22 protein-coding genes are annotated in these 26036 nt (G+C 71.0%); 17 read left to right on the top strand and 5 right to left on the bottom strand.

Annotated elements, in window-relative coordinates:
* From D7V97_RS10450 to D7V97_RS10460, 3 genes are all read left to right on the top strand, one after another.
* Positions 1-214, top strand: a 214-nt coding sequence (locus tag D7V97_RS10450) for a PilZ domain-containing protein (protein WP_147444764.1), incomplete at its 5' end; no start/stop codon positions are given.
* A gap of 51 nt (positions 215-265) precedes the next feature.
* Positions 266-670, top strand: coding sequence for a cytidine deaminase (locus tag D7V97_RS10455; RefSeq protein ID WP_120610491.1), 405 nt, complete (start codon positions 266-268; stop codon positions 668-670).
* A gap of 12 nt (positions 671-682) precedes the next feature.
* Positions 683-2014 carry a 5'-deoxyadenosine deaminase gene (locus D7V97_RS10460; protein ID WP_120610468.1) on the top strand — a complete coding sequence of 444 codons (1332 nt, stop codon included), beginning with the start codon at positions 683-685 and terminating at the stop codon, positions 2012-2014.
* A gap of 19 nt (positions 2015-2033) precedes the next feature.
* On the opposite strand, the gene D7V97_RS10465 is transcribed toward D7V97_RS10460, so the two are convergent.
* The gene (locus D7V97_RS10465; protein ID WP_120610469.1) at positions 2034-3395 is read right to left on the bottom strand and encodes a sensor histidine kinase KdpD; all 1362 of its coding nucleotides are present in this window, start codon (positions 3393-3395) and stop codon (positions 2034-2036) included.
* 277 nt (positions 3396-3672) lie between these two features.
* On the opposite strand from D7V97_RS10465, the gene D7V97_RS10470 reads away from it, so the two are divergent.
* From D7V97_RS10470 to D7V97_RS10510, 9 genes are all read left to right on the top strand, one after another.
* Complete coding sequence (locus tag D7V97_RS10470) at positions 3673-4410, top strand: PspA/IM30 family protein (protein ID WP_120610470.1); 738 nt, start codon at positions 3673-3675, stop codon at positions 4408-4410.
* Between the two features lie 34 nt (positions 4411-4444).
* Positions 4445-5632 carry an ABC transporter substrate-binding protein gene (locus tag D7V97_RS10475; RefSeq protein ID WP_120610471.1) on the top strand — a complete coding sequence of 396 codons (1188 nt, stop codon included), beginning with the start codon at positions 4445-4447 and terminating at the stop codon, positions 5630-5632.
* Positions 5633-5657: 25 nt separating this feature from the next.
* On the top strand, positions 5658-6464 hold the full coding sequence (locus D7V97_RS10480; protein ID WP_120610492.1) for a hypothetical protein: 807 nt from the start codon (positions 5658-5660) through the stop codon (positions 6462-6464).
* 132 nt (positions 6465-6596) lie between these two features.
* Positions 6597-8246, top strand: coding sequence for a hypothetical protein (locus D7V97_RS10485; protein WP_120610472.1), 1650 nt, complete (start codon positions 6597-6599; stop codon positions 8244-8246).
* Positions 8243-8947: an ABC transporter ATP-binding protein gene (locus tag D7V97_RS10490; protein WP_120610473.1), complete on the top strand. Its 705-nt coding sequence runs from the start codon at positions 8243-8245 to the stop codon at positions 8945-8947. Before D7V97_RS10485 ends, D7V97_RS10490 begins: the two co-directional genes overlap by 4 nt.
* Entirely contained in the window at positions 8944-10230 is a 1287-nt protein-coding gene (locus D7V97_RS10495; protein WP_120610474.1) for an ABC transporter permease, read from the top strand. The genes D7V97_RS10490 and D7V97_RS10495 overlap by 4 nt, the downstream gene beginning before the upstream one ends.
* Entirely contained in the window at positions 10227-10958 is a 732-nt protein-coding gene (locus D7V97_RS10500; protein ID WP_120610475.1) for a hypothetical protein, read from the top strand. Before D7V97_RS10495 ends, D7V97_RS10500 begins: the two co-directional genes overlap by 4 nt.
* A 108-nt stretch (positions 10959-11066) precedes the next feature.
* Positions 11067-13637 carry a serine/threonine-protein kinase gene (locus tag D7V97_RS10505; RefSeq protein WP_120610476.1) on the top strand — a complete coding sequence of 857 codons (2571 nt, stop codon included), beginning with the start codon at positions 11067-11069 and terminating at the stop codon, positions 13635-13637.
* Between the two features lie 90 nt (positions 13638-13727).
* The gene (locus D7V97_RS10510; protein WP_120610493.1) at positions 13728-15485 is read left to right on the top strand and encodes an ATP-binding protein; all 1758 of its coding nucleotides are present in this window, start codon (positions 13728-13730) and stop codon (positions 15483-15485) included.
* Positions 15486-15517: 32 nt separating this feature from the next.
* Here the strand turns inward: D7V97_RS10510 and D7V97_RS10515 are convergent, their stop codons facing one another.
* The 4 genes from D7V97_RS10515 to D7V97_RS10530 all read right to left on the bottom strand — a co-directional run bounded on the left by D7V97_RS10515 (position 15518) and on the right by D7V97_RS10530 (position 20762).
* Positions 15518-16456, bottom strand: coding sequence for a L,D-transpeptidase family protein (locus D7V97_RS10515; RefSeq protein ID WP_120610477.1), 939 nt, complete (start codon positions 16454-16456; stop codon positions 15518-15520).
* Between the two features lie 270 nt (positions 16457-16726).
* Positions 16727-18676: a LysM peptidoglycan-binding domain-containing protein gene (locus D7V97_RS10520; protein WP_120610478.1), complete on the bottom strand. Its 1950-nt coding sequence runs from the start codon at positions 18674-18676 to the stop codon at positions 16727-16729.
* Positions 18677-18801: 125 nt separating this feature from the next.
* Entirely contained in the window at positions 18802-20370 is a 1569-nt protein-coding gene (locus tag D7V97_RS10525) for a cytochrome c family protein (RefSeq protein WP_120610494.1), read from the bottom strand.
* A gap of 5 nt (positions 20371-20375) precedes the next feature.
* The gene (locus tag D7V97_RS10530) at positions 20376-20762 is read right to left on the bottom strand and encodes a PleD family two-component system response regulator (RefSeq protein WP_120610479.1); all 387 of its coding nucleotides are present in this window, start codon (positions 20760-20762) and stop codon (positions 20376-20378) included.
* A gap of 181 nt (positions 20763-20943) precedes the next feature.
* Here D7V97_RS10530 and D7V97_RS10535 point away from each other — a divergent pair, with 181 nt between their 5' ends.
* From D7V97_RS10535 to D7V97_RS10555, 5 genes are all read left to right on the top strand, one after another.
* The gene (locus D7V97_RS10535; protein ID WP_120610495.1) at positions 20944-22581 is read left to right on the top strand and encodes a mechanosensitive ion channel family protein; all 1638 of its coding nucleotides are present in this window, start codon (positions 20944-20946) and stop codon (positions 22579-22581) included.
* Positions 22582-22700: 119 nt separating this feature from the next.
* A complete protein-coding gene (locus D7V97_RS10540; RefSeq protein WP_120610480.1) occupies positions 22701-23267 on the top strand; it encodes a hypothetical protein in 567 nt (188 codons plus the stop codon).
* A gap of 5 nt (positions 23268-23272) precedes the next feature.
* Positions 23273-24088: a hypothetical protein gene (locus D7V97_RS10545; protein WP_120610481.1), complete on the top strand. Its 816-nt coding sequence runs from the start codon at positions 23273-23275 to the stop codon at positions 24086-24088.
* A 14-nt stretch (positions 24089-24102) separates the two neighbouring features.
* Positions 24103-24714, top strand: a complete 612-nt coding sequence (lpoB, locus tag D7V97_RS10550) for a penicillin-binding protein activator LpoB (RefSeq protein ID WP_120610482.1) — start codon at positions 24103-24105, stop codon at positions 24712-24714.
* 65 nt (positions 24715-24779) lie between these two features.
* Positions 24780-26015: a COG3014 family protein gene (locus D7V97_RS10555; RefSeq protein ID WP_120610483.1), complete on the top strand. Its 1236-nt coding sequence runs from the start codon at positions 24780-24782 to the stop codon at positions 26013-26015.
* The last annotated feature ends 21 nt before the right edge of the window (positions 26016-26036 follow it).

The raw sequence follows: 26036 nt of genomic DNA on the forward strand, positions 1-26036 counted from the left end.
GTGGGTGGGCGAGGCGCTGAACCCGGGACAGTCCGTGGAGGTGCGCTTCGCGCTGCCTCCGTCCATGGAGGAATTGCAGGTGCGCGGGGAAGTGCTGCCGCCCAAGGCCGGGGCCGAGGGCCCGGTGGTGCGCGTGCGCTTCCTGGAGTTGCCGGTGGAGGTGGAGCTCGCCATCGCCAGGCACCTGGACGAGCAACTGGCGGGCGGCCGCTAGCGTCCCCAGGATGGAGGGGCACCCGTGACGGGGCCCGTGAAGGAGGGCGGCATGGCGGACGAGATTCCCTGGGAGCGGCTGTTCGAGGAGGCCCTGCGGGTGCGTCAGCGCGCGCACGTGCCGTACTCGCGCTTCCCGGTGGGGGCCGCGGTGCTGTACGCGGACGGCACCGTGGTGGCCGGCTGCAACGTGGAGAACGCCACCTATGGCCTCACCGTCTGCGCGGAGCGCAACGCGTTCGCCGCGGGCGTGGCCCAGGGCCGGGAGAAGCCGGTGGCGGTGGCCGTCGTCGTGGACACCCCGGAGCCCTGTCCCCCGTGCGGCATGTGCCGCCAGGTGATGGCCGAGTTCGCCGGGCCTGATATTCCGGTGCGCAGCCGCACCCTCTCCGGGGCGGAGGCGCGCTACTCGCTCGGAGAGCTGCTGCCGCACGCCTTCACCCGCGCCTTCCTCTAGGGTTCCCCCGCCGTGGATCTGCTCCTGACCAATGCCACCGTCGTGACCATGAACCGCGAGCGCGAGGTGCTGCCGCGCGCGGACGTGCTCGTGCAGGACGGTCGCATCGCGAAGGTGGGCCGGGGCCTGAAGGTGAAGGGGCCCCGCCGCCTGCTGGACCTGTCTGGGCAGGTGGTGATGCCCGGCCTCATCCACGGCCACCTGCACGCGTGCCAGACGCTGTTCCGGGGCCACGCGGACAAGCGGGAGCTGTTGGACTGGCTGCGCGAGCGCATCTGGCCCATGGAGGCGGCGCATGACGCGGCGTCCCTGCGCGCCAGCGCGGACCTGACCTTCGCGGAGCTGATCCGCTCCGGTGCCACGGCGGCGCTCGACATGGGCACCGTGCACCACTACGACGCCGTCTTCGAGTCCGCGCGCGACAGCGGCTTCCGGCTCGTCGGTGGCAAGGCGATGATGGACTCCGGCGCGGAGGTGCCCCGGGGCCTGCGCGAGACGACGGCGGACTCGCTGTCGGAGAGCCTGGCGCTGCTGGAGCGCTGGCACGGCACCCACGACAACCGCCTGCGCTACGCGTTCGCGCCGCGCTTCGCCCTGTCCTGCACCCCGGAGCTGCTGCGGGAGGTGGGCCGGCTGTCGCGTGAGAAGGGCGTGCGGATCCACTCGCACGCGAGCGAGAACCCGAAGGAGACGGAGGTGGTCCGCCAGGTCACCGGCCAGGACAACATCGCCTTCTTCCACGGGCTGGGGCTCACCGGCCCCAACGTCACGCTGGCCCACTGCGTGTGGGTGGAGGGCCCGGAGCAGGCGCTCCTGCGCGAGTCGGGCACGGTGGTGTGCCACTGCCCGGGCTCGAACCTGAAGCTCGCGTCGGGCTACGCGCGCGTGCCGGAGCTGCTGGCGGACGGCATCCCGGTGGCGCTGGGCGCGGACGGCGCGCCCTGCAACAACACGTTGGACCTGTTCCACGAGATGCGGCTCGCGTCCGTGCTGCACAACCCGCGCGTGGGTCCGGTGGCGATGACGCCCATGCACGTGCTGGAGATGGCCACGCTGCACGGCGCGCGCGCCCTGGGCCTGGAGCACGAGGTGGGCTCGGTGGAGGTCGGCAAGCGCGCGGACCTCACCGTGGTGGACACGCGCGGCTTCCACTTCTGCCCGCTGCCGGACGACGTGACGGGACCGCTGGTGTACTCGGCGCGCTCCACGGACGTGTCGCACGTGCTCATCGACGGCAAGCTGGTGCTGCGCGAGGGCGAGCTGACGACGCTGGATGCCTCGCAGGTGCTGGGCAACGCCCGCACGCAGGCCGCGAAGCTGTTCGCCCGCGCGAAGCTGCGCTGAGGCGGCAAGGCCCGCCTGGCTAGCGGGGCAGGCGCAGGACGAAGGACGTGGACCAGCCCTCCGCGTCCTCGACGGCCAGCCGACCGCCATGCGCCTCGGCCGCGAGCCGGGAGAAGTACAGCCCCAGGCCATAGCCCCGGCGGCCCTCCTTCTCGCGGCTGCCCTGCGTGTACTTGTCGAAGAGGGACTCGCGCGCCTCCGGGGGGATGGCGATGCCGTCGTTGCGCACCGCCAGCCACTGCAGCCCTTCGGCCTCGCCCGCCTCCAGGCGCACCCGCCCACCGGACGGCGCGTAGCGGAGCGCGTTGGTGGCCAGGTTCTCCACCACGCGGATGAGCAGGCCCGCGTCCCCGACGATTTGGAGGCCCGGGGTGCACGCCAGCTCCAGCCGGATCTTCCGCAGGCGGGCCGCGCCGTCCAGCGAGCGGCGCACCTCGTCCAGGAGCGGCGCCACGGGGAAGGGCTGCTTGCGCGGCGCCAGCCGTCCCTGCTCCAGGCGGGGCACGTCCAGGAGGTCGGAGATCATCCGGTCCAACCGCGCGGTGACGGCGAGCCCCGTGCGCACGGACTCCACCAGCGGCGTCCCGATGGGCAGCTCCTGCTCCATCCACGACAGCGACAGCGTCACGGCGGACAGGGGCGAGCGCAGGTCGTGCACGAGGAACTGCATCAGCTGCTCCTGGTGACCCTGGACCGCCTCCAGCTGGGCGTTGCGCGCGTGCGCCTCGGAGAGCATGCGCTCGATGGTGCGGTGCGCCTCCTCCACCTCGGAGGTGCGGCGGGCCTCCAGCTGCCGCGCCACCTCCGCGCGCGACAGGTCCATGGCCAGCTGCCGCAGCCGCCCGGTGCCGTAGTGGCTCACCGCCGCGACCATGAACAGCGTCACCGCCGCGATGGCCACCGCGCCGTAGCCCACGCCCGCCTCGCGCATGAGCACCGCCTGGGCCAGCGTCGCCAGGCCCGCCGTGCCGTAGACGAGCGCGGGCAGCAGCTCCAGGCCGCTCAGCGCCACCACGAGCGCGAAGAGGCCCAGGCTGAAGCCCGCCACCCCCGCGGGGAAGGGCGACACGGGCAGCGCGACCATCTGGAGCCCGAACACCAGCCCCACGTCCACCACGGACTGCACGAGGCTCAGCTGCCGCGTCACCGGGCGGAAGCGCAGCGTGAACAGCAGCGCCACCACCAGGCCGTAGCCCGTGAGCATCGGGGGGTAGTGGGCCCAGTCCGGGGCGCCGGACAGCCACAGGCCCGTGCTCACCGCGAGGAACACGACCGTGCTCACGAGCCGCACCACCGCCCCCGCGCCCAGCACGCGCTTGCGCTGGGCGTTCACCACCCGCGCGAGCTCATTCTCAAAGGCGACGGGAGGAGGAGTGTCCATGCGACACGCTTGTTTTCCCCGCTTCTTCCCCTCGCGGCAAGTTCACGGCCGCGCGTCTTTCGCGACCCCGGGCAGGCCCCTAATGGGTGGAGCTGGCGGGAGGGGCCGGCTGGTGGCCCCGACCCCGGCCGGGCCAGCGGGCAGGGGGCCCCCCGGGGCAATCATCCGTCTGGGCCGGGCGTAGGCACCTGACAGGGGCCTTCGGGCCGGGTGCTTGTGGTCGACGGAGTTCGTGTAAGGTGGCTGCGATTAAGCACAGGTGGAGGTGAGTGCCGACATGTGGCAACGATTCAAGAGAGCGATGCGGAGCTTCGCGGGCTTCTTCGTCTCCTCCATCGAGGATCCGGAGCTGATTCTCGAGCAGAACATCCGTGACCTGAACGATCAGGTCCCCAAGATGAACGAGTCCATCGCCATGGTCCGGGCGAATGTGACGCTGCTCGAGAAGGAGAACATGAAGTACCAGCAGGACGTGCGGGAGCTGACCGCCAAGGTCAAGGCCGCCATCCAGGCGGGCCGTGACGACCTGGCCGGCTCCTACGCGACCAAGCTGCAGGGTGAGAGGGAGGCCCTCGCGCGCAACGAGCAGCAGCTCGAGGTGGCGAAGCTCGCCTACGAGAAGGCGCTGAACGTGAAGAAGGCGTTCATGCGCGAGAAGGACAAGAAGACCCAGGAGGCGATGAACGCCGTCCGGGACGCGCGGCGCGCCAAGTGGCAGGCGAAGGTCGCCGACACGATGGAGTCCTTCACCGTCGCCGGCGTGGACTCCACGCACGACGAGATGCTCCGCAAGGTGCAGGAGAAGACGGCCATCAACGAGGCGCGCATGCAGATGGCGCTGGAGTCGGTGGATCACCAGGCCGCGGCCATCGAAGAAGAGGCCGAGAAGATCCAGGGCGACGAGCTGGTCAAGCAGTTCAAGATGGAGATGGGCCTGCTGGACAGCCCCGCGCCCGTGTCGGACGTGGGCTCGGGCCCGGAGAAGACCATCGGCAAGAAGGTGGAGATCAAGTAGATCTCCGCCCCATGAAAGAGGCCGGCGCACACGGATGAAGCTGCACCGCGGACCCGGCCTCTTTCTCTTCCTCGCGCTCTGTGTCCTGGGCGCGGGGTATGTCTTCGCCTCGCGGGCGGGCTATCTCGACCGCCTGCAGGCGCGCTTCTTCCCGTCCACCCGCGAAGCCGTGCGGCTGTCCCCCGGTGACTTCCCCGCCGGCGTGGCGGCCCCCGTCGCGGACGTGGCGTCCGTGCCCTTGAGGCCCGTGCTCATCGGCTTCACCCCGAGGGGCTCCGCCGCCGCGCTGCTGGTGGCCACCGGGGGCTCCACGACGCTGGACAATCCCACCACCCCGCCGGGCGCGGCCCAGGGCCTCTTGAAGACGGCCTACGCGCTGGATGCCCGCGCGGTGCTCTTCGCCCGGGAGGAGGAGCTGAAGCTGGCCCTGTCCGTGGGCGCGGAGAACGGCGGCGTGGACATGGCGGCGCTGTCGGTGGACCGGCTCGCGTCGTGGGCGCCCACGCTGCGGGACGCGGCGCCGCGCACGGTGCTGCTGGTGGGCCGCAGCCGGGGCCAGGAGGCGATGGCGGCGGTGGGCGTGCCGGACCTCGCCAGCCTGCGCGGCAAGCGGGTGGGCGTGTATCCGTTCGGCTCGTCGCATTACTTCGCCCTCTGGGTGCTGTCGCGCGCGGGGCTGCGCACCTCCGACGTGCGGTGGGTGGACCTGCCCTCCACGCTGGACGCGGGCAGGGCCCTCCGGGAGGGTCGCGCGGACGTGGTGGTGGGGCTGTGGGGCGACGTGGAATTGGCCGCGAGGGACCGGGGCGGCACGGTGCTGGCGACGACGGCGGACGCGCCGCACCTCTTGGCCACGGTGCTGGTGGCGCGCGGGGACTTCGCGGCGCGCTACCCGGACGCGGTGCGCCGGGTGCTCCGGGGGCTGCTGGACGCGGGGCAGGGCGTGCTCAAGGACCCGGCGGCCGGGGCGCGGATGCTGGGCGAGGTGGCGCCGTACCTGGGCGACCCCACGGAGGCCATCCGGAGCGCTCCGCCCGCGACACTTGCGGACAATCGGGCGTTCTTCGGACTATCGGGCGAGGCGCCAGTTACCTATGACGAGCTCTTCCAGAGCGCCGCGGCGCTCTTCCAGAAGCTCAAGCGCGGGACGGCGCCGCCCCCGGCGGAAGACACGCGGGACCTGGGCGCGCTGAAATATGTCTCCGAGGCGCGTGGGCCGTGACGGGCCGCGCGAAGGGAAGTCGGACGTGGCGAAGACACCGAACTACATCAAGGCCGCGTTCCTCCTGCCGGCCAACCTGGTGGGGCTGACGACAGCGGCCATGTCCAGCGCCGTGACGCAGGAGCCGCTGCCCATGCTGGTGGCGCTGGGCGTGGAGGGCCTGTACCTGGGCGTGCTGTCGTCCATGAAGCGCTTCCAGCGCGCCGTGCGGGCGAACACGCCGGACAACCCGGAGGCCGCGCGCGCGGCGGTGGACGCGCTGCTCGCGGACCTGGCGCCGTCGCAGCGCGACCACTACCAGCAGCTGGTGGGGCTGAAGGAGAAGATCCTCGCCAACTACCGCAAGCTGCCCGGCGGCCGCGTGCTGGTGGCGGACAGCGAGCCCAAGCTGGACGCGCTGCTCACGTCGTTCCTGCGGCTCATCTCCGCGCTCAACCAGTACCGCACGTACCTGAGCGGCTCCGACCGGGAGCACCTGACGGGCGAGGTCGCGGCGCTGGAGGCGGAGGTCGCCCAGGAGGCCAACCCGCGCCTCAAGGAAGTGAAGGACAAGCGCGTGGAGATCCTGCGCAAGCGCCTGGTGCGCTTCGAGCAGGCGGGCGAGAGCCGCGAGATGGTGAGCCACCAACTGGCCGGCATCGAGGACCTGATGCGGCTGACGCACGAGCAGTCCATCGCCATCCGCGACCCGGAGAGCGTCAACCGGCAGCTCGACGTGCTCTCCGCGGAGACGGAGGCCACCGACGAGACGGTGCGCCAGATGGAGCGCTTCCTGGACTTCACCGAGGAGACGCGCGGGCCGCTGCCGCACGGTGGCACCCGCGTGCGGTGAGCCGGGCACGCGCCCGCAAGCCGGGCCGCAGCGTGGGAGCTGTTCACCGTGCCACCTTGGGAACGTGGCGGGGGCCCGCGACGTCGCACGAATAGATTGACTCTCCGTCAAAGGCATCCTGTCCTGACGCCCATGCTCCGCCGCGTTGGGTTCGTCCCGTTGCTCCTGGTGTTGGTCGTGTTCGCTGGCTGCTCGCGCTGTGGGAAGGACGCGGCCGGTCCCGCGACCTCGCCGGCGGGCGTGTCGCGCTACCTGCCCCGCACGGCGCAGGCGGCCGTCGTCATCGACGACCTGGGGGCGCTGGGCGAGAAGCTCGCGCGCTTCCAGAACCTCAAGGTGGCCTCGTTCCTCGCGCAGCTGCAGAACTTCCCCAGCGCGGAGCGCTATGTGTCCGCGGTGATGCGGCAGGTGGGCGTGGACCTGCGCAGCCGCAAGGCGCTGGAGGACGCCGGCATCGACCCGAAGCGCGGCGCGGGCGCGGCCTTCCTCGGCGGCACGCAGGCGGTGTCCGTCATCGGCGTGAAGGACGCGGACAAGCTGAAGGCCACCTTCGCCACCTTCGCCCGCTCGCGGCTGGGTGCGACGGAGGAGAAGGAGACGAAGTCGGACGCGGGGCGGCTCGTCACCTTCAGCCGGCCGGGGAGCGCGGAGCCCGCGCTGGGCCTGCTCTTCCTCAAGCATGACCTGGTGCTGCTGTCCGCGGGCGCGTCGGTGAAGCGGCTGCCGGAGCTGGCGGCGCTGTCGGAGGAGAACTCGCTCGTGAAGGAGCCGGTGCTGGAGGCATCCCTCAAGCGGCTGACGGGCAACCGGGACTTCCACGTGTGGCTGCCGGGCGGCTCCGGCCTGCTGCCCGCGGGCACCGTGCAGGGCATCACCTTCACGGGCCACATCGAGGAGCGCGCGGTGACGCTGCGCGCGGACGCGCCGTGGCCGGACTCGCAGGCGTCGCTCGCCGCGTTGGACCCCAAGGGTGACGAGTCGCTCGCGGGCTGGCTGCCGCAGGATGCCTTCTTCGTGGCGCGCTTCCGGGGCGACCCGGCGCAGCTGGACGGCGCGTGGCCGTACCTCGTGGGCGGGCAGGTGACGCGCGCGGTGCAGCAGGCGGGCTTCAACATGAAGACGGAGGTGTTGGACAACCTCAAGCCGGGCATGGTGATGGCGTTGTCGCTCGCGCCCAACGTCAACCTGGGCTCGGGCCTGCCGGAGATGGACCTGCGGCGCACGAACCCGTTCCGCTTCGTGAACCTCGTGGTGCTCGCGCAGACGCAGGACGCGGCGAAGGCGCAGGTCTCGCTGGACAAGGTGCCCGCGCTCGCGCCCGGCTTCGGCGCGAAGGTGGAGGCCGTGGACCTGAACGGCCAGAAGGCCTACCTGACGTCGTACCGCGCGGGCGAGGGTGCGCACTTCGCGCTGACGAAGGAGGGCCGGCTGGTGCTCGCGGCGCCCCGCTCGCGCCTGGAGTCGTCGCTGGCCGCGCTCGCGCAGCCCGCGGGTCCGGGGCCGGTGTCGGATGACCTGAAGTCGGTGGGCAAGGACGCGGCGGTGGTGGTGCTGCTGGACCTGCGGAGGCTCGCGGACGCGGTGAAGGCGCTGCCGTCCGCCGCGTGGGGCATTGGCGGCTTCGCCATCAAGGCCACCACCGTGCGCTGGCTGGACGCCACCGATGACCTGCGCGCCGTGACGATGTCGCTGTCGCGCAAGGACAAGGCGCTGCAGGCGGAGATCTCGCTGCGCCTGACGCCTGCCCCGGTCACCACCACGACGACCCCGGCCACCCCTTGATCCGCGCGCGTGACGTCGTGAAGGAGTACGAGGACGGCGAGGGCTCGCGCGTGCGCGTCCTCGACGGCGTGTCGCTGGACGTGGAGGCGGGGGACTTCGTCGCGGTGGTGGGCGCGTCCGGCAGCGGCAAGTCCACGCTGCTGCACCTCCTGGGCGGCCTGGACGTGCACTACAAGGGCGAGGTGGAGGTGGGCGGCGTGAAGCTCACCGGCCTGCGTGACACGGAACTGGCGCGCTTCCGCAACACGCATGTGGGCTTCGTCTTCCAGTCCTTCCACCTCATCCCCAATCTGTCCGCGCTGGAGAACGTGCTATTGCCATCGCACTTCGGCCCCACCACGGCGGATGCGCGCAAGCGCGCGAGCAGCCTCCTGGAGCGCGTGGGCTTGGGCTCCAAGCAGGACCGCGCGCCGGTGCGCCTCTCCGGTGGCGAGCGCCAGCGCGTGGCCATTGCCCGGGCCCTCTTCGGCGGTCCGCGCCTGCTCCTGTGCGACGAGCCCACGGGCAACCTGGACGCGGCCACGGGCGCGGGCGTCATCCAGCTGTTCCAGGAGCTGCACAAGGAAGGGCTCACCGTGCTCACCGTCACCCACGAGGAGCGCATGAGCGCGGTCGCGCGCCGCGTGCTGCGGCTCAAGGACGCGCGGCTCGTGGAGGAGTCCGAGACGACGTCGGCCCGGGCCTCGCGAGGTGCGCCGTGAGGTTGGATGCGCTGTCCCGACTGGTGAGGTTGTCGCTCGCGCGCGAGCGCAAGGGCGCGTTCTTCTCCGCCTTCGGCGTGGCCATGGGCGTGGGCGCGCTGGTGTTCTTCGTAGGCCTGGGGCTGGGCGTGGGGCGCGTCATCCGCGAGCGCATCTTCCCCACGGACTCGCGGCTGGTGGACGTGGTGCCCCCGTCGGTGTCGCTGGGCCTCCTGGGCGGCGGCAAGCTGGACACGGCCGCGGTGGAGCGGCTGGGCGCGCTGCCGGGCGTGGAGACGACGTACCGGAAGATGAACGTGCGCGTGCCGGCGGTGACTCGCTACGACGGCACCTTCTTCGGCTCGCGCCTGCGCATGGGCATGGAGGTGCTGGCGGTGGGCGTGGACCCTGGCCTCGTGCAGAAGGACGTGGGGCTCGCGGAGGCGAAGGACTTCAAGGATCCGGGCGAGGGCAAGGCCATCCCCGCGCTCATCTCCACGCGCCTGCTGGAGCTGTACAACAAGACGTTCGCGCCCGCGCGCAAGCTGCCGCAGTTGTCCGCGGAGATGCTCATCGGCTTCGGCTTCCCGGTGGAGTTCAACCGCTCCTACGTGGCGGCCACGTCGGGCGGGCCCAGCACCACGCAGCAGGCGCAGGTGGTGGGCGCGTCCGACCGGGCCATGCTCGCGGGCATCACCATCCCGCTGGACACCGCCGTGCGCATCAACCGCGCCGCGGGCGCGGACGCGGACAGCTACTCCGGCGTCACACTGGTGGCCGCGGATCCGTCGCGCGTGCCCGCGCTGGTGGAGGCGGTGAAGGGGATGGGCTTTGAAATCGATGATCAGGAGCGTCGGCTCGCGGAGAACGCGGGCGCGGCGGTGGCGCTCACCACCTCCGCGCTGGCGCTCCTGTCCATCCTCATCTGCGTGCTGGCCGCGGTGAACATCGCCCACGCGATGTCCTCGTCGGTGCGCGCGCGGGCGAAGGAGATTGGCGTGATGCAGGCAGTGGGCGCCTCGCGCGCGGACGTGCGCTCCATCGTGCTGGCGGAGGCCGCCGTGGTGGGCGTGCTTGGCGGCGCGGCGGGCACGGCGGCGGCGCTGCTGCTGGCCTTCGCGGTGGACCGGCTCGCCACGGGCTACCTGCCCAACTTCCCCTTCAAGCCCGACAGCTTCTTCGCCTTCCCCTGGACCGTGGTGCTGGGAGGCGTCTTGCTGGGGCTCGTGGCCGCGCTCGCGGGTGCCTACTTCCCCAGTCGCCGCGCCGCGGCCACGGATCCGGCGAGGACGCTCGCGGGATGACCGGCCCCACGCGCAGGACGCTCGTCACGAACCTGCTGTGCCTGGGCGCGCTCGGGTGGCTCTACGGCGGCGACCTCGTGGACGCCCTGCGCATCCGGTCCGCGGAGGTCTCCTCCTTCGCCTCGCCGCCGTCCGCCGTGCGCGCGGGCGTGGTGCTGGGGCTCACGGCGGTGGGGCTCCTCGTGTTCGGCGTGGGGCTCCTGCGCAAGCAGCCCGAGGGCTTCAAGGGCTACCGGCTGCTGCCCATCCTGCTCGTGAGCGCGCTCTTCGTGGACCTGGTGCTGGCGGAGGGCAGGGCGCCCCTGGACGCGTCGGAGCTGGCAGCCGTGGCGTTGCAGCACTTCCAGGAGGGCGCGCAGAAGCTCGCGACCCCGGAGGTGGTGCCCTCCGAGGCGCGCGTCCTCCAGCCGCTCGTGGATATGCTGGGGACCGCGCCCTACCAGGTGCACGGCGTGCCGGTGGGCGGCTACGCACTCCAGGTGCGCACGGGCTGCGAGGGTCCGGCCCGGGAGACTTCCGGCGCGCGGCCCGGGACGTTGCTGTACTGTGCCGCCCGGGACGGCAGGCAGGCGTGGGTGACGCTCGTCGGGCTGCCCGCCGAGGTGCGCCTGGGTGCGCCCGCGGTCTTCTCCCTCCGGGGCGAGCCTCGAATCGCTGTCATCCGCCCCCGGGTCCCCGAGGAGGACGGCGTCGCGCCGGACAGCGAAGCCACGTCCATTTCGCCGTGAGTGCAGGTCGCCTGCGGAGCAAGCAGGCGGAAATAGGTCCGCGCGCGCGGTTGACCCTGCGGAGCCGCGATCGATAGGCTCCTTGCAAGGACTCGACCCCCACCCAAAGTGACGACCTCTCAACCGAAGCGGCAACCCATCCCGTTCGGGAAGTATCTCCTCCTGGACCGCGTCAACATCGGCGGCATGGCGGAGGTCTGGCGCGGCAAACAGTTCGGCGCCAGTGGCTTCGAGCGGCTCGTCGCCATCAAACGAATCCTGCCGAACATCGCGGAGGATGAAGAATTCATCTCGATGTTCATCGATGAGGCGAAGATCAGCGTCCAGCTGACCCACGCCAACATCGCGCAGATCTACGAGCTCGGGCAGATCGCCAGCAGCTACTTCATCTCGATGGAGTACATCCCCGGCAAGGACATGCGGGCCATCTTCGACCGCTGCCGGAAGAAGGGTGAGCCCGCGCCGGTGCCGCTCGTGGTCTTCTGCGTGGCGAAGATGTGCGAGGGCCTGGACTACGCCCACCGCAAGAAGGACGGGATGGGGCGCGACCTCAACATCGTCCACCGCGACATCTCGCCGCAGAACGTGCTCGTGTCCTTCGAGGGCGAGGTCAAGGTCATCGACTTCGGCATCGCGAAGGCGGCGGGCAAGGCGACCAAGACGCAGGCCGGCATCCTCAAGGGCAAGTTCGGCTACATGAGCCCGGAGCAGATCCGCGGCCTGCCGTTGGATCGCCGCTCGGACGTGTTCGCCATCGGCGTGTGCCTCTACGAGATGCTCACCGGTGAGCGCCTCTTCGTGGGCGACAGCGACTTCAGCGTGCTGGAGAAGGTGCGCAAGGCGGAGGTGCCGTCGCCGTCCACGTACAACCGGCGCATCCCGGAGGCGCTGGAGCGCATCGTGCTCAAGGCGCTCGCGAAGGACGTGGAGGAGCGCTACCAGTACGCGAGCGAGCTCGGCGACGACCTGCAGCGCTTCCTTCTCACGAGCGACTCCATCTTCAGCCGCCGGGACCTCATGCAGTACATGAAGTCCACGTTCGCCGAAGAGGTGGAGCGCGAGAAGCAGCGCCTGGCCGAGTACGCGGACATCCGCGCGCCGGACGGCATGCTGGCGGCCATCGAGGCGGGCTACAGCGGCCCGTCGCCGGTGCCCACGCAGAGCATGACGAACCTGCCCACGGTGCAGCCGTCGTCCGCGCCGGCCGTGGAGCCGGTGTACACGCCGCCGCCGCAGCGGCCCTCCAACCCCGGCGCGTCCGCGCAGGGCAATGGGCAGGGGGCACGCCGTTCGCCCACGCTCGCCGCGCTGCCCAAGCTGACCGCCGCGCCCGCCGCGCCCTCTCCCAAGGAGGACGAGGAGCTGGCGACGCAGATGGTGGACCGCGACGCCGTCTTCAACGACGCCCCGGAGCCCACCACCCAGCCCGGCGCCGCCATTGGCCGCGCCGTCACCCCGCTGGAGTCCCGGGCCGCCGCGCACGACGACGACGACGACGACGTGTCGGGCCGCACCGCCCTCATCCCGCCGCCCTCGTCGATGCCGACCCCCGCGCAGCTCCAGGGGCCGCCGCGCCTGTCGCAGAACAACGCCCCGGTGCTGACGTCCGCGCCGCCGCGCCCGTCGTTGACCAACGTGCCCACCCTGATGTCCCACGACGCGCCCGCGCCGCGTCCGACGCCGAACCGGGTGAACGACAGCCAACTGCCGCGCATCCACCGGCCGGACTCCCCGCCGGAGCCGATGCCGCCCCCGCCGCGTCCCGCCGCGCCGCCCGTCCTGGGCGCCGGGAACCCGTCGCGGCCGCCGCCGTCCGTGAAGGAGGCGAAGGACTCGCAGGCGAAGGGCGCGACCGCGGAGGAAGCGGGCCGCGGCCTGCGAGGCCTGGACAAGCGGCTGCTCTACAGCGTCGTGGGCCTGGCCTCGCTGCTGATGCTGGTGGGCCTGGCGGTGGTGTTCAAGCCGAGCAAGGCCACGCTGGGCTACGTGATGGTGGAGCTCAAGACGCCGGAGGCGAAGTCGCGCGCCATGGTGTCCATCAACGCGGGGCCTCCCGAGCGGTTCCCCGAAAACGGCTTCATCCTGCGGCAGGTGCCCGTCGGCAGCGCGCTGGTGGTCGTGACCGCGGACGGCTTCGAGGCCTTCAACCAGTCCGTGACGGTGACGGAGGGCTCCAACGCCGCGCAGGTGCGCACCGTGCTGCAGCGGCAGGCGCGCTCGGTGGTGCTGGTCTTCAAGACCTCGCCCGACGACGCGGAGGTGAAGATCGACGGCAAGGTGGCCCGGCCCCAGGGCAACCACTCGCCCGTCAACCGGGACTTCTCCCTCACCACGGACTCGCCGCTCGTGGAGGTGTCCGCCCCGGGCTACCGGCCGGTCGTCAAGACGATGACCGTGAAGGAGGGCGCCATCGACGTGGTGGCGACGCTCGAGCGCTCCGACCTGGAGGTCCGGGTCGAGTCCACGCCGGAGGGCGCCTCCATCTTCCTGGGCAACAAGGACCTGGGCGTCAGCACGCCGGCCACGGTGCGGGTGGCGCCGGGGACGCGGGAGCTCACGCTCAAGCTGAAGTGCTTCGCCGACGCGGACGTGGACGTGGGCTCGCCTGCCACGGCGGGGGCCACGGTCAAGGTGGAAGCCTCGCTGAGGAAGCTGCCGCCCGCCCGTTGTCGGGAATGAGCGGTCGCGCGGCCAGGACGCGTTAAGCTGGAACCTGGGGGTCCTCCCCCCAGGGGTCCTGGGGGGACGCGACACCGGAGGGGTGTGTCCGTGACGAAGGTGCGCAAGGTGAACAAGACGGATCCGCTGGCGGATCTGCCCCGTTGGGCGCAGCAGCTGGCGCGCAAGTACTACACGAAGACCGTCAGCACCTTCCTGCTGTACGGGGCGGTGCGGGACCTGCAGCCCCTGCAGTTGGAGGACGGCGGGCGCGGCTTCGGCACGCTCAAGACCTTCCTGTCGGAGGAGCTGTTCGGCGGACGCGACCACGTCCTGTTCTACGACCGCTCGTCGGGCATCCGCTCGGCGACGCCGGAGACGCAGAAGGACTTGGCGCGGGCCATGACGGGCTACGACGCCATGTACGGCACCGACTACTCCAAGGTGATGCCCCGCGACCCGGGCCGCGCGCTCCAGATATTGGAGAACTTCCTGCGCATGCGCCTGAGCGAGGGACGCTCGCTGGCGCTCATCATCGACTTCGCGGAGACGCTGGTGCCCGGCGGGGAGATGAGCCACCTGTCCGCGGAGGACCGCTTCGTCGTGGCCACGCTGGACAAGTGGGCGCATGATCCGCAGTTCCTCGCGGGCGACGTGTCGGTGGTGCTGCTGGCGGAGAACCTGGCGGACATGTCGCCGCGCATCAGCCGCAACCCGTACGTCGCGCCCATCGAGCTGCCCCTGCCCACCGAGGAGGAGCGCCTGGACTACGTGCGCTCCAAGCTGGACGGCAAGCGGCTCCAGTCGCTGTCGGAGGTGCCGCTGGCGGGCTTGGCGAAGATGACGGCCGGCCTGTCGCGCATCAACCTGGACCGCGTGCTCACGGAGGCGCTGGAGCGGGAGATCCGCATCACGCCGGAGATGCTCAAGGAGAAGAAGAAGGAGCTCATCCAGGCGGAGTGCCACGGCCTGCTGGAGTTCATCGAGCCGGCGCACAACCTGGACGCGGTGGCGGGCCACGCGCACGCCAAGCAGATGCTGCGGCAGGCGGCGTCCGCGCTGAAGAAGGGCCGCATCGAGGTCATGCCCATGGGCTACCTGCTGAGCGGGCCGGTGGGCACGGGCAAGACGTTCATGGTGAGCTGCTTCGCCGGGGAGATTGGCATCCCGGTGGTGAAGTTCCTGAACTTCCGCAGCCAGTGGCAGGGCGTCACCGAAGCGAACCTGGAGAAGATCTTCAACCTGCTCAAGGCCCTGTGGCCGGTGGCGGTGATGGTCGACGAGGCGGACACCTTCCTCGGCAACCGCGACTCCGGCGGGGACTCGGGCACGAGCAGCCGCATCTTCGGCTCCATCGCGGCCTTCATGGGCAACACGCAGTACCGCGGGAAGATTGTCTGGTTCCTGCTGACGGCGCGGCCGGACCTGCTGCCCATCGACTTGAAGCGCCAGGGGCGCGCCGAGGAGCACATCGCCCTCTTCTATCCGCAGACGGACGCGGAGCGGAACGAGCTGTTCCAGGTGATGAGCCGCAAGACGGGCGTGGCGGTGGAGGGCGTGGAGTCCTTCGCCACCCTCATCCCGGCGGGCGTGCGCGACTTCAGCGGCGCGGACATCGAGGCGGTGATGGTGCGCTCGAAGTTCCGCGCCCTGGCGGACAACCGGGATCAGGTGACGAAGGACGACCTGGTCGCGGTGCTGACGGACTTCGTGCCGCCCAGCTACCCGCTGGAGATCGAGATGCAGAACCTGGTCGCGGTGCAGGAGTGCACCAGCCGTTCGCTCCTGCCGGAGAACTTCCGCGCGCTGGACCGGGACTTCATCAGCCGGCGCGTGCGGGAGTTGAAGATGCTGCTCGAGGAGCAGTGAGCGCGTGAGAAACCCCACCGTCGGCGGTCCTCTCAGCCGACGGTGACGGGGACGCCCAGGTGCGGATCCTGGAGCGTCTCCACCACGGCGATGCGGTCCCCCACGGCGAGCGCGTCATGCAGCACGAGGATGTCCTCGTCCGCGTGACGGATGCAGCCGTGGGACACGTCGCCGCCGAGCAGCGCGGGCGCGCTGGTGCCGTGCAGCTCCTCGCCGCTGCGGTGGCCGTCCACCCAGGACAGGTCCAGCAGCCGCGCGCCGAACACGTGCCGGTCGTTCCAAAGCCGCGCGCCCGCGTTCTCCGTGGCCACCTGGTCCAGCTTCGCCCGCACCACCTTGAGGCCCGGGTGCGTGGGCGTCAGGGCGGTGCCCACGGCGTTGGGGAAGATGTCCAGCAGCCGCCCCTCCGGGTCGAAGAGGAACGTGCGGTGCTCGCGCAGGGCAACGACGACGCGCACCGGCTGCCCCGCGTAGAAGGGCGAGGGCAGGGCGCGCGACTGCCCACGGGAGCCCGGCGCCGGAGCAAGTCCCTCCAGGGCGCGCAAGGTGGCGGTGTCGAGCACGCCGCTCGTACGCACGGCGGGGAACGCGGCGCTCGCATGCACCTGGAAGTTGCGCAGCGCACGGGCCGTGTCCGGACCGTAGCGTCCATCCGCGCCCCCGTAGAGCGCGAAGCCCATGTCCAGGAGCGCGCCCTGCACCGCGCGCAGTCCGTCTCCCCGGGAGCCCGGCCCCAGCACCGCGGCCCCCAACGCCACGTCCGCGAGCTGCGGTGAGCCGGTGAAGCGTGCGTGCTCCAGGGGCGCCGTGGCCGTGACCCCGGATCCGTTCGACGCCACGTCCGCGAGCTGCGGTGACCCTGTGAAGCGTGCGTGCTCCAGGGGCGCCACGGTCGCGACCCCAGCGCCACCCGGCGCGGGATGCGCGGGAGCGGCGGGCCCATTGAAGCGGGTGAGCGTGTTGCTCCCCATGGGATGCGCGAGCGGGCCCGTGGAGGCGGTGGAACTGGCGAGCAGCGCCTCGCCAGTGCGGACCAGGACCGCGCCCCCGGAGACCGTCCTGTCGCCTGGACGTTCTGCTCCACGGGACGGGACGGAGCGCAGCAGCGGCGCTCCCGGATGGGCGCGGGAGTCCTCCCTCGCATCGAGGGGTTCAGCGGGAAGAGAGGAGGTCTGTCGAAGCAGTGCGGAAGCGAGCATGACGCCGGGGACTGCAAGGCCCCGGCCGTCGCTCAACCGCCGCTACGGCGCGCTCAGCGACAGCAGCTTGCCGGTGGGGACGGTGCGGTGGTCCTTGATGTGGTTCCACTTCATGATGTCCTCCACGCTCACGTTGTAGCGCTGGGCCACCGACCAGAGCGTCTCGCCGACGGCGAGCGTGTGCACCTTGCCCTTGGGGCCCACGGGGGCCTGGCTCGCGACCGCGGTGGCCACGACGATGGTGCCGCCGCGCTCCTCCACCTTCGCGGGGCCCGCGCTGCCGGCGGGCTCCGACGGCCACACCGTCAAGAGCGTGCCCAGCGACAGCGTGCGGTTGCGGCGGGGCAGGTTGTTCCACTTCTTCATGTCGTCCACCGACACCTGGAAGCGGTTGGCGATGAGCCACAGGCTGTCGCCCTCCTGCACCCCGTACGTCACGCGCGTGCGGCCGTTCACCTTCTCCGTCTTCACCGGGCCCGCGGCCACGGGGCCCTTGGGCGTGCCGGCGGGCACCTCGTCCTCCGGCCGGTTCGCCACCACGCCGCTGCGGCGCGCCTGCGCCACCTTCGACGCCAGCGCCCCGCCTCCGTCACCGCTGCCACCCCGGCCCGAAGGCACCGGAATCACCAGCTCCGCGCGCAGCTTCAGCGTCCGCGCGCTCTTCAGCCGGTTCATCTGGAGGATGGCCTCCGGCGCGGTGCCGTACTGCTGGGCGATCTGCGACAGCGTGTCGCCGCGCTTCACGGTGTGCACGCGGAAGGTCAGCCGGTCCGCCGGCGACAGCTTCTGGAAGTTCTCCGCGAAGCGCGTCGAGGTGCCCTTGGGCAGCCGCAGCACGTAGGGCTTCGCGGCCGTCGCCGGGGGCGTGCACCAGCGCTTCAACTCCGGGTTCAGGTCCTGCACATCCGTCACGCTCACTCCGGCCGAACGCGCCAGCACGTCCAGGTCGGTCGCGTCCGTGAGCTTCACCTCTTCGTAGTCCAGCGCGGACTCGTACTGGAACTCCTCCTCGGAGAAGCCGAACGCGACGGGGTTCTTCGCCACCAGCGCCGCGGCGATGAGCTTGGGCACGTAATGCTTCGTCTCCTTCGCCAGCCCGCGCTCCTCGGCCAGCAACCACCAGTCGTTCGTCCCGTAGCGCTCCACCATCTTGCGCACCCGGTACGAGCCGGTGTTGTAGCCCGCCCACGCGAGGTACCAGTGGCCCAGCTCGCCGTAGAGGTCCTTCAGGTACGACGCCGCCGCGTACGTGGCCTTGATGGGGTCGCGACGCTCGTCCACCCAGAAGTCCTGCTTGAGCCCGTACTGCTTGCCCGTGCTGGAGATGAACTGCCACGGCCCGGCCGCGTGCGCCCACGAGTAGGCGTTCGCGGAGAAGCCGCTCTCGATCATCGCCAGGTACACCGTGTCCCGGGGCAGGCCCTTGGCCTCCAGGATGGGCTGCATCACCGGCAGGTAGCGCGTGGAGCGAGCCATCCACTTGCGGAACCACTTGCGGCCCGGGCCCTGGAAGAACTGGATGTACTCGGCGACGAGGGGCTGCATGTCGACCGGGATGTCGAAGCGGTCCTTCACCTGCGAGATGTCGAGGGTCGCCAGGTCCGTGATGCGCGCCAGCGCCGGGGGCGTGTCGTCCTCGCGGAAGGTGGGCTCCTCCAGCGCGTCCAGCATCCGCAGCCGCAGCGGGTTCGTCAGCCCCAGCCGCCGCAGCGACTGCATCATCTCCGCGTTCGGCTTCGACTCCGGATCCAACGCGGCGCCTTCCAGGGCGCGCAGCTCCTCCAGCTCCGCGGACTCGGCTTCCACCTCTTCTGTCTCGTCGCCTTCCTCCATGGGCACCGGAGGCGCGGCCAGGCTCCCATCCGCCGTCAGCGAAGGGGCCTCCGGGGAAGGCAGCGCATGCACGCCAGGCGGTGGCACGGGCTTCGGCGCCACGCCCGGCGGGGAGGGGACCGAGGCCAGGGCAAGCAGGAGGAGGGACAGAGGCGGCATGGGAACGCCCGGCGAGGTCGCCCAGAAGCAGGCGAAGGCCGCAGTATTCGCCAGCTTTCTTGACAGTCAAACAACAAGTCGCCGGGTATGCCCTCCGGACGGACCCCGCGTGGGGGCAAGCACCCCTATTTCGCCGGGGGCTCTCCCGCTTGCCCGCTCTTCACCGGTTTTCCATGACCTGGCCCGAGCACGCGGGGCAGGTAGGTGGCGAAGTCGAAGTGCGGTGAGTTCTCCGGGTTGTGGCAGGTGATGCACGTCGCCTGTCCCGGCTTGCCCACGATGGTGTCCGGGCTGGGGGCGTCCACGTGCAGCGAGCCCGGGCCGTGGCAGCTCTCGCAGCCCACGTCCTCGCGCCCGGCCACCTTGTCCAGGCGGCACACGCCACCCGGCTGCTGCCAGCCGGTGACATGGCAACTGATGCAGTTGAGGTGGTGCTGCTTGCCCACGTCCTCCAGCGTCTCCCACGCGTGGTGGTGCTTGGTGCCCTGCCACACGGTGGTCGCTTCGGCGTGGCAGTCCGCGCAGGCCGCGCTGCCGACGAACGCGGGCTTGCCCTTCGCGGGAGGCGGACAGTCCTGGCCGTGCTCCTTCGCCCACGCGAGGTTCAGCTTCCCCACGTCCGCGTCGTAGGCCTTCACCAGCGCCTGCGTGTCCGGGGCGGAGGGCAGGTCGGGCTCCAGCGGCAGGAAGCGCAGCGCGAAGCCGTTGACGTCGGTGGCGAGCGCGGGCGGCGCGGTGAGGAAGGCCTGCTTGCGCGCGGACAGCTCGTCGCGCTTGCCCTGCTTGAGCGCCTTCAGCTTCGGGTCGATGCCCGGCAGGTTGATCTCCTTGTCCAGGAGCGCGATGCGCTGCTCCAGCGCCGTCACCTCCCGGTCCACGTCCCCCTGCGAGCGCTGGAGGACGAACGGCCCGCGCGCGGCCGCGTACGTCAGGTCCACGCGTAGTAGCGAGCGCCCCTTGCTCTGCACCGCCACCACCGGCACGTCGGAGCGCACCAGCCGGTTGGTTTCCGCGGAGAACTCACCGGCGCTGTGCGTGGCGACCACCAGGTTCGCGGCGAGCCCCGGCAGCGCGGCGACGGCCTGCGCGGCCTCCAGCGGCTGGTCCAACAGCCCCACCACGAAGTCCGCGCCCTTCTCCCGTGCCTGCTGGCTGGCCTTCACGAGCGCCTCGCCCGACGCCGCCGCCACCACGCCCACCTTGCGCGCGCCCGCGTCCAGCAGCTTCACCTCGCCCGGCGCCACCTCCGGCAGCCCCAGGCCCCGGCGGAAGTCCGCGCCGCGCGTGTCGTCCAGCTCGCCCGTGGCGCGCACCGCGAGCCCCATGGTCCGGAACGCATCCGCGAGCGCCTTCGCCTTGCGCTCCTCCTGGGGCACCTGATCCGGCTTGAGGTGCGACTCGCCGAAGAGGCTGTTGCCGCCGTCCACGTAGAGCACCGGCTGGCCGCCCTTGCGCGCCTCCTGCACCTGGAACGCCGCCCGGCCGATGCCGCCGCGCATGTTCTCGCTGCACCCGCACGGGCCCAGGTAGCCGCGCGTGTCGGCGGAGAGGATGAGGACGGCGCCCGGCGGGGACGCGGCAGCGGGGGAGGTGACCTGGGAGGTCGGGGAGGCGCCCTCCTGGGGGCGCGACTCCTGCCGCCTGCATCCGGGGAGGAGCGCGCCGACGAGCGCCGCGAGGACGACCGCGCGCATCCGCATCACCAGAGGATGCTCTGCACCAGTTCGTCGATCTTCTCGCCCATTGCCTCCAGGCCGTTCACCTTGGAGAGCGAGCCATCCGCGCCCACCTGCTCGGCGAGCTTCGACAGCTCGTCGTCCGGCAGGCTGGAGAACAGCACGATGGGGATGTCCTGCGTGCCGTACTCGTTCTTCAGCGTGCGGCAGATGTCCGTGCCCTTGGCCTCGGGCATGTGGATGTCGGTGAGGATGAGGTCCGGCCGCCAGCTCTGGAGCGTTTTCTCAAACTCCATGAGTGTGGAGGTGGCCACGACCTCGTAGCCGCGCGCCTCCAGGACGGCCTTCTCCATGGCGAGGGTGATCTCGCTGTCGTCAATCAGGAGGATTCTTCGCTTCAGCTCGGACACGGCGACCTTCCTTGGGGGTCGGTTCTAGCCCACCACCTCGCAGCGCACCAATGCTTTCCCGTGGCGCCCCCTGAGCCCGGAATTCGGCTCTCCGCGGCAGGGGTTTCCGCCCGCCCGGCCGCCCCCAGAGCAAGTCCGACTTTCAAGGGCACCGGGGTCGAAAAGAGGTATGGAGGCACCCATGAAGCAGAGAGCCCCCCGGGCTGTTTTGGCCCTCGTCCTCCTGTGGAGCGTCCTGGTCGGCCTTCCCGCCGCCGCGCTCAACCCGGGTCTGGGGCAGGTCCCCCAGGACCTCGACCGGTTGTCGCCGCGCGCCACCACGCAGGGGTTCCTGGACGCGGTGCATCGTGGGGACTACCCCCGCGCCGCCCACTACCTGTACCTGGACTTCCTCCCGGCCTCCGAACAGGCCTCGATGGGTCCGCGGCTGGCGCGGCGGCTGAAGTTCGTCCTGGACCGCGAGCTGTCCGTGGACGTGTCCGTGCTGTCCAAGACGCCGGAGGCGGATGCCGCCAACTCGCGCTTCGACTCGCTGGGCGCCATCCCCCTCAAGGGCGTGAGCGTGCCCATCCGCCTGCAGCGGGTGACGGTGGACGGCGTGCCCACCTGGGTCTTCGCCGAGGCCACCGTGAAGATGGTGGATCCGCTCTTCGACGAGTACGGCCCGCTGCTCACGGAGACGCTGCCGTCCTTCTTCTTCGACCGCACCGTGATGGGCCTGGAGCTGTGGCAGTGGCTGGGCCTCGCGGTGACGCTGCTGGCCGCGTGGGTCCTCTCGCTGCTGTTGGAGCGGCTGCTGCTGGCGACCGCGATGCGGGTGGCGCACTGGACGAACATCGCCTGGGACGACGAGCTCGTCGGCGCGGGCCGGGGCCCCTTGCGGCTGCCGTTCTTCGCGGGCCTGCTGGCGCTGGGCACGTCGTTCCTGCTCTTGCCCCCCAAGCTGCGGCTCCTGAGCGAGCGGGTGAGCTACTCGCTCGTCATCATCGCGGTGGCGTGGTTCATCCTGCGCTTCCTCCGCGTGTCGGAGGCCTTCGTCCAGGGCCGCGTCACGCCGGAGGCCGGCAGCCGTCCCCGGGCGCGCGCGCTGCGCACGCAGCTGGCCGTGCTGCGCGCCGTCTTCGAGGTGGCCACCTACGTCATCGCCGCCGCGCTGCTGCTGATGCAGTTCGAGGTGGTGCGCAACGTCGGCGTGTCGCTGCTGGCCTCCGCTGGGATCGCCGGTCTGGTCATCGGTCTTGCCGCGCAGAAGTCCATCTCCACGCTGCTCGCCGGCATCCAGCTGTCCATCACCCAGCCTGTCAGCATCGGTGACCAGGTGCTGGTGGAGGGCGAGTTCGGCACGGTGGAGGAGATCACCCTCACGTACGTCGTGCTGCGCATCTGGGACCAGCGCCGGATGGTGATCCCCATCACCCAGTTCCTGGACAAGCCCTTCCAGAACTGGAGCAAGGGCGCCCCGGAGATGATGGGGACCATCATCCTCCAGGTGGACTACATGGCGGACATCGACGCGCTGCGCGCCGAGCTGGACCGCATCCTGGCGAACGAGGGCCGGGAGCTGTGGGACGGGCGGGTGAAGACGCTCGTGGTCTTCGACGTGATGGACAAGACCCTCACGGTGCGGGCCCTGGTGAGCGCGGCGAACTCCGACAAGCTGGGCGACCTGCGCTTCCTCGTCCGGGAGCAGATGGTCCTCTTCCTGCGCACCCGGCCCCAGTGGCTGCCCACGGTGCGCAGCGAGTCCCGGCCCGCCGTCGCCCCGCCCCCCAGGGACGTGGAGACCGCCACCGCGGGCGCCCCGGAGCCCCGGGCCTGAAGAAGAGGGCTTGGAAGAACAGGCGCTTGCACGGACGTTCGGTGCACGATGAATATGCCGGTCCGCGCGCCGTACTACGCGCACAGAGCAATCGCACCCACGCTTGGGGAGTCCAACAGATGAAGCGTCCTGTCACGTTGTGCGGAGCCCTGGCGCTCCTGGCCGTCGCCGCGCCGCTGACCGCGAGCGCCCAGGAGCGTGACGGTCGCACCGACGGGCCCGAGGAGTCCGAGTACGGCAAGGGGGGCTACGGCGACAACCGCCGGGGCGTCTCGCTCCAGTTCGATTGGGGCGCCGCCATCAACTCCGAGCAGCCCCCCGCGGGCGCGCCGGAAGGCCCGCCGCTGTTCGTGGGCGCCACCGTCTCCCTCTGGGGGGATGACTGGTACCGCCTGGACTTCAGCGGCGCCTACGTCTTCGACGGCGGGCGCTTCATCGGCAACGTGGGTCCCACCTTCCGCACCTGGGGCTGGCCCGTGGCCTTCACCGCCGGCCTCAAGGCGGGCGCCATCGTCATCCCGGAGGGTGAGGGCCTGCGCTTCGGTCTGTCGCCGCAGATTGGCGCGGAGATGTTCCTGGGCCGCCGCGACCGCATCCTCATGGGCCTGCACTACTCGCCGGACATCCCCATCGGGGGCGGAGGAGTGACGAACCGGCTGTTCATGAACATCGGATACCGGTTCTGACCGCCATGATCGCCCAACTGCTCGCCGCCGCCGTCGCGCTGACCGCCGCCCAGGCGCCCCGCGCCGCGCCTCCTGCCGTGTCGCTGCCGTTCCCGACCGGGGACGTGCAGACCTACAACATCATCCAGTGGGACCCGAACCAGCTGCCGCGCATCTACGAGCGCTCGGACCAGCTGCCCCTCACCGACGAGGAGCTGACCAAGCTGTCCCAGGCCGGCTTCGAGCCCGCGCAATTGGTGAAGATGATCGAAGAGCGCCGCTGCGCGTGTGACGCGAGCGCGGACGGCCTCATCCGCCTGAAGAAGGCGGGCGTGGACAAGACGGTGCTGGCGGCGGTGTCGCGCCAGGCGCTCGCGCCCAACCGTCAGCTGGACCTGCTGGTGACGCTGGACTTCACCGGCGAGAGCCGCACCGCGCGCGAGGCGTTCCTCTACTTCTTCGTGGACGACGGGGACATCACCCGCGTCTTCTCCGCGAACCTCCCGGAGCTGCTGCAGCGGCGCAACACGCACGAGACGATGGTGGACCGCAGCGACATCGTGATTGCGCGCACGGTGCGCCGCATCCAGCTCGCGGGCCGCGTGCCGCTCAAGACGTACGGCGCGCACCGCGTGATGGTGGCCGCCAGCGCCAGCCCCACGCTCACGCACCCCTCGCAGCTGTCCGCGCAGGAGCGCGCGAAGGCGCAGTCGTACACCTTCGACTATCCGCGCAGCTCGCTGCAGAGCCTCTGCCGGTTGACGGCCGGCTACCGCCGCGACGCGGTGCTTGCCTACAAGTGGAACTTCGAAGGCAGCCGCTTCGAATGCGAATGGAACTAGGAGTCAACCCGACCATGAACACCCGCCGCCTGTTGCTGTCCGCCCTCGTCGCCGTGTCGCTCGCCGGCTGCTATGGGCCCCGCGCCTACACGCGTGGCACCTACGAGGACCCCAACACCATCGAGATGCTGGGGGACCGCTTCAACGAGAACGACCTCCAGCTCATCGCCAAGAAGATGGCCGAGTCGCTCGCCAGCGCCCCGCGCTTCGCCCAGCCCCCGCCGCAGGGCTCGCCCCTGCCCATCGTCCTCGTGGGCAAGCTGCGCAACAGCACCAGTGAGCACATCGACATGCGCTCGCTGGGGGACAAGATTCAAACGGCGCTCGCGAATACGGGCCGCTTCGCGCTGGTGGACCAGCAGGCGCGCCAGGACATCGCGGAGGAGTACGAGTACCAGCAGTCCGGCTACGTGAACCCGGAGGCCGCCAAGGCCCCCGGCCAGCAGGCGTCGGTGGACTTCCTGATGACGGGCGACCTCGCCTCCATCATCCAGGAGGTCGGCCGCGACAAGCTCGTCTATTACAAGATGACCGCGAAGCTGAACGACGTGCGCACGGGCACCATCGCCTGGACGGACGAGAAGCAGATCCGCAAGAAGTTCGAGAAGCAGGGCGTGAGCTGGTAGTCCCCGCCGTGTCCAAGCCCACCGACATCGCTTCGCGGGCCCCACGCGTCCCTGCCTCTCCGCCCATGCGGAGGGAGCTGGCGCGCTGGGGCCTGCTGTTCATCACGGCCCTGGGTGTCCTGAGCGGCTGCGCCAGCGACTACGTGGCGCGCACCGCGTCGGTGCGCTCGGCGTACCAGTCCTCCGACTATCCTCGTGCCCTCCAGGAACTGGACCACGAGCAGAAGGAGGCCCCGCCGCGCGACCAGCTCCTGGTGCTGTTGGACCGGGGCATGGTGTTGCACGCGGCCAGCCAGTGGGAGGAGAGCACCCGCGTGCTGGCGGAGGCGGACCGGCTCATCGGTGAGCTGGACATCACCTCCGTGAGCGAGGAGGCCGGGGTGCTCCTGAGCAACGAGCGCCGCCGCGCCTACCGGGGGGAGGACTTCGAGAAGCTGATGATCTCCGTCCTCCAGGCGCTCAACTACGCGCAGCTGGGCCGGGACGAGGACGCGCTCGTGGAGGTCCGCCGCGTCAACGAGCGCATCGAGAAGATGATCACCGAGGAGAAGAAGCCCTACGAACAGCTCGCCATCGCCCGCTACCTGGGTGGCGTGATGTACGAGGACCAGCACGAGTGGGACTCGGCCTTCATCGACTACATGAAGGCGTATGAGCTGGAGCCCGGGCTGGGCGGGCTGGTGGAGCCCCTCCTGCGGCTGGCGAAGAAGACGGGCCGCGACGACGCGTACGCCTCGCTGGCGGAGAAGTTCCCGGACGTGGCGCATGCGCCGCTGGCGCCGGGCGACGGGCAGCTCGTGGTGGTGGTGGAGGCGGGCCTGTCGCCGGAGAAGACGTCCGCGTCGCGCGACTACAACGACTCCGGGGAGCTCATCTCGGTGCCCGTGTACCGCGACCGCGGAGGCACACCGCCGGTACGCGTGGCGGTGGATGGGCAGTCGGAGCGGGCTGTGACGGTGACCTCGCTGGCGCGGGTGGCCCAGGTGCACTTGAACGACCGCATTGGCCGCATGCTGGCGAAGCAGCTCGCGGGCGCCGTGGCGAAGGCGGGCGTGGCCGCGGGCGTGGGCGCGCTCACGAAGAGCAAGGAGCTGGGCGTGCTCACCTTCCTGGTGCTCAACGCCGGCAACCAGCCCGACCTGCGCTCGTGGCTGTCGCTGCCGGCGGAGTTCAGGGTGGCGCGCTTCCGGCTTCCTCCGGGAAAACACACCGTCCAGGTGGACGCGCCGGGCCGGCCGACGACGCACGAGGTGGAGGTGCAGCCGGGGCGGGTCGCGGTGCTGGTGGTGCGAAGCTATTGAACGCGGCGTTTTGGGGTAGGG

The sequence above is a fragment of the Corallococcus sp. CA053C genome (assembly GCF_003611675.1).
In the GTDB taxonomy this organism is placed as follows: Bacteria; Myxococcota; Myxococcia; order Myxococcales; family Myxococcaceae; genus Corallococcus.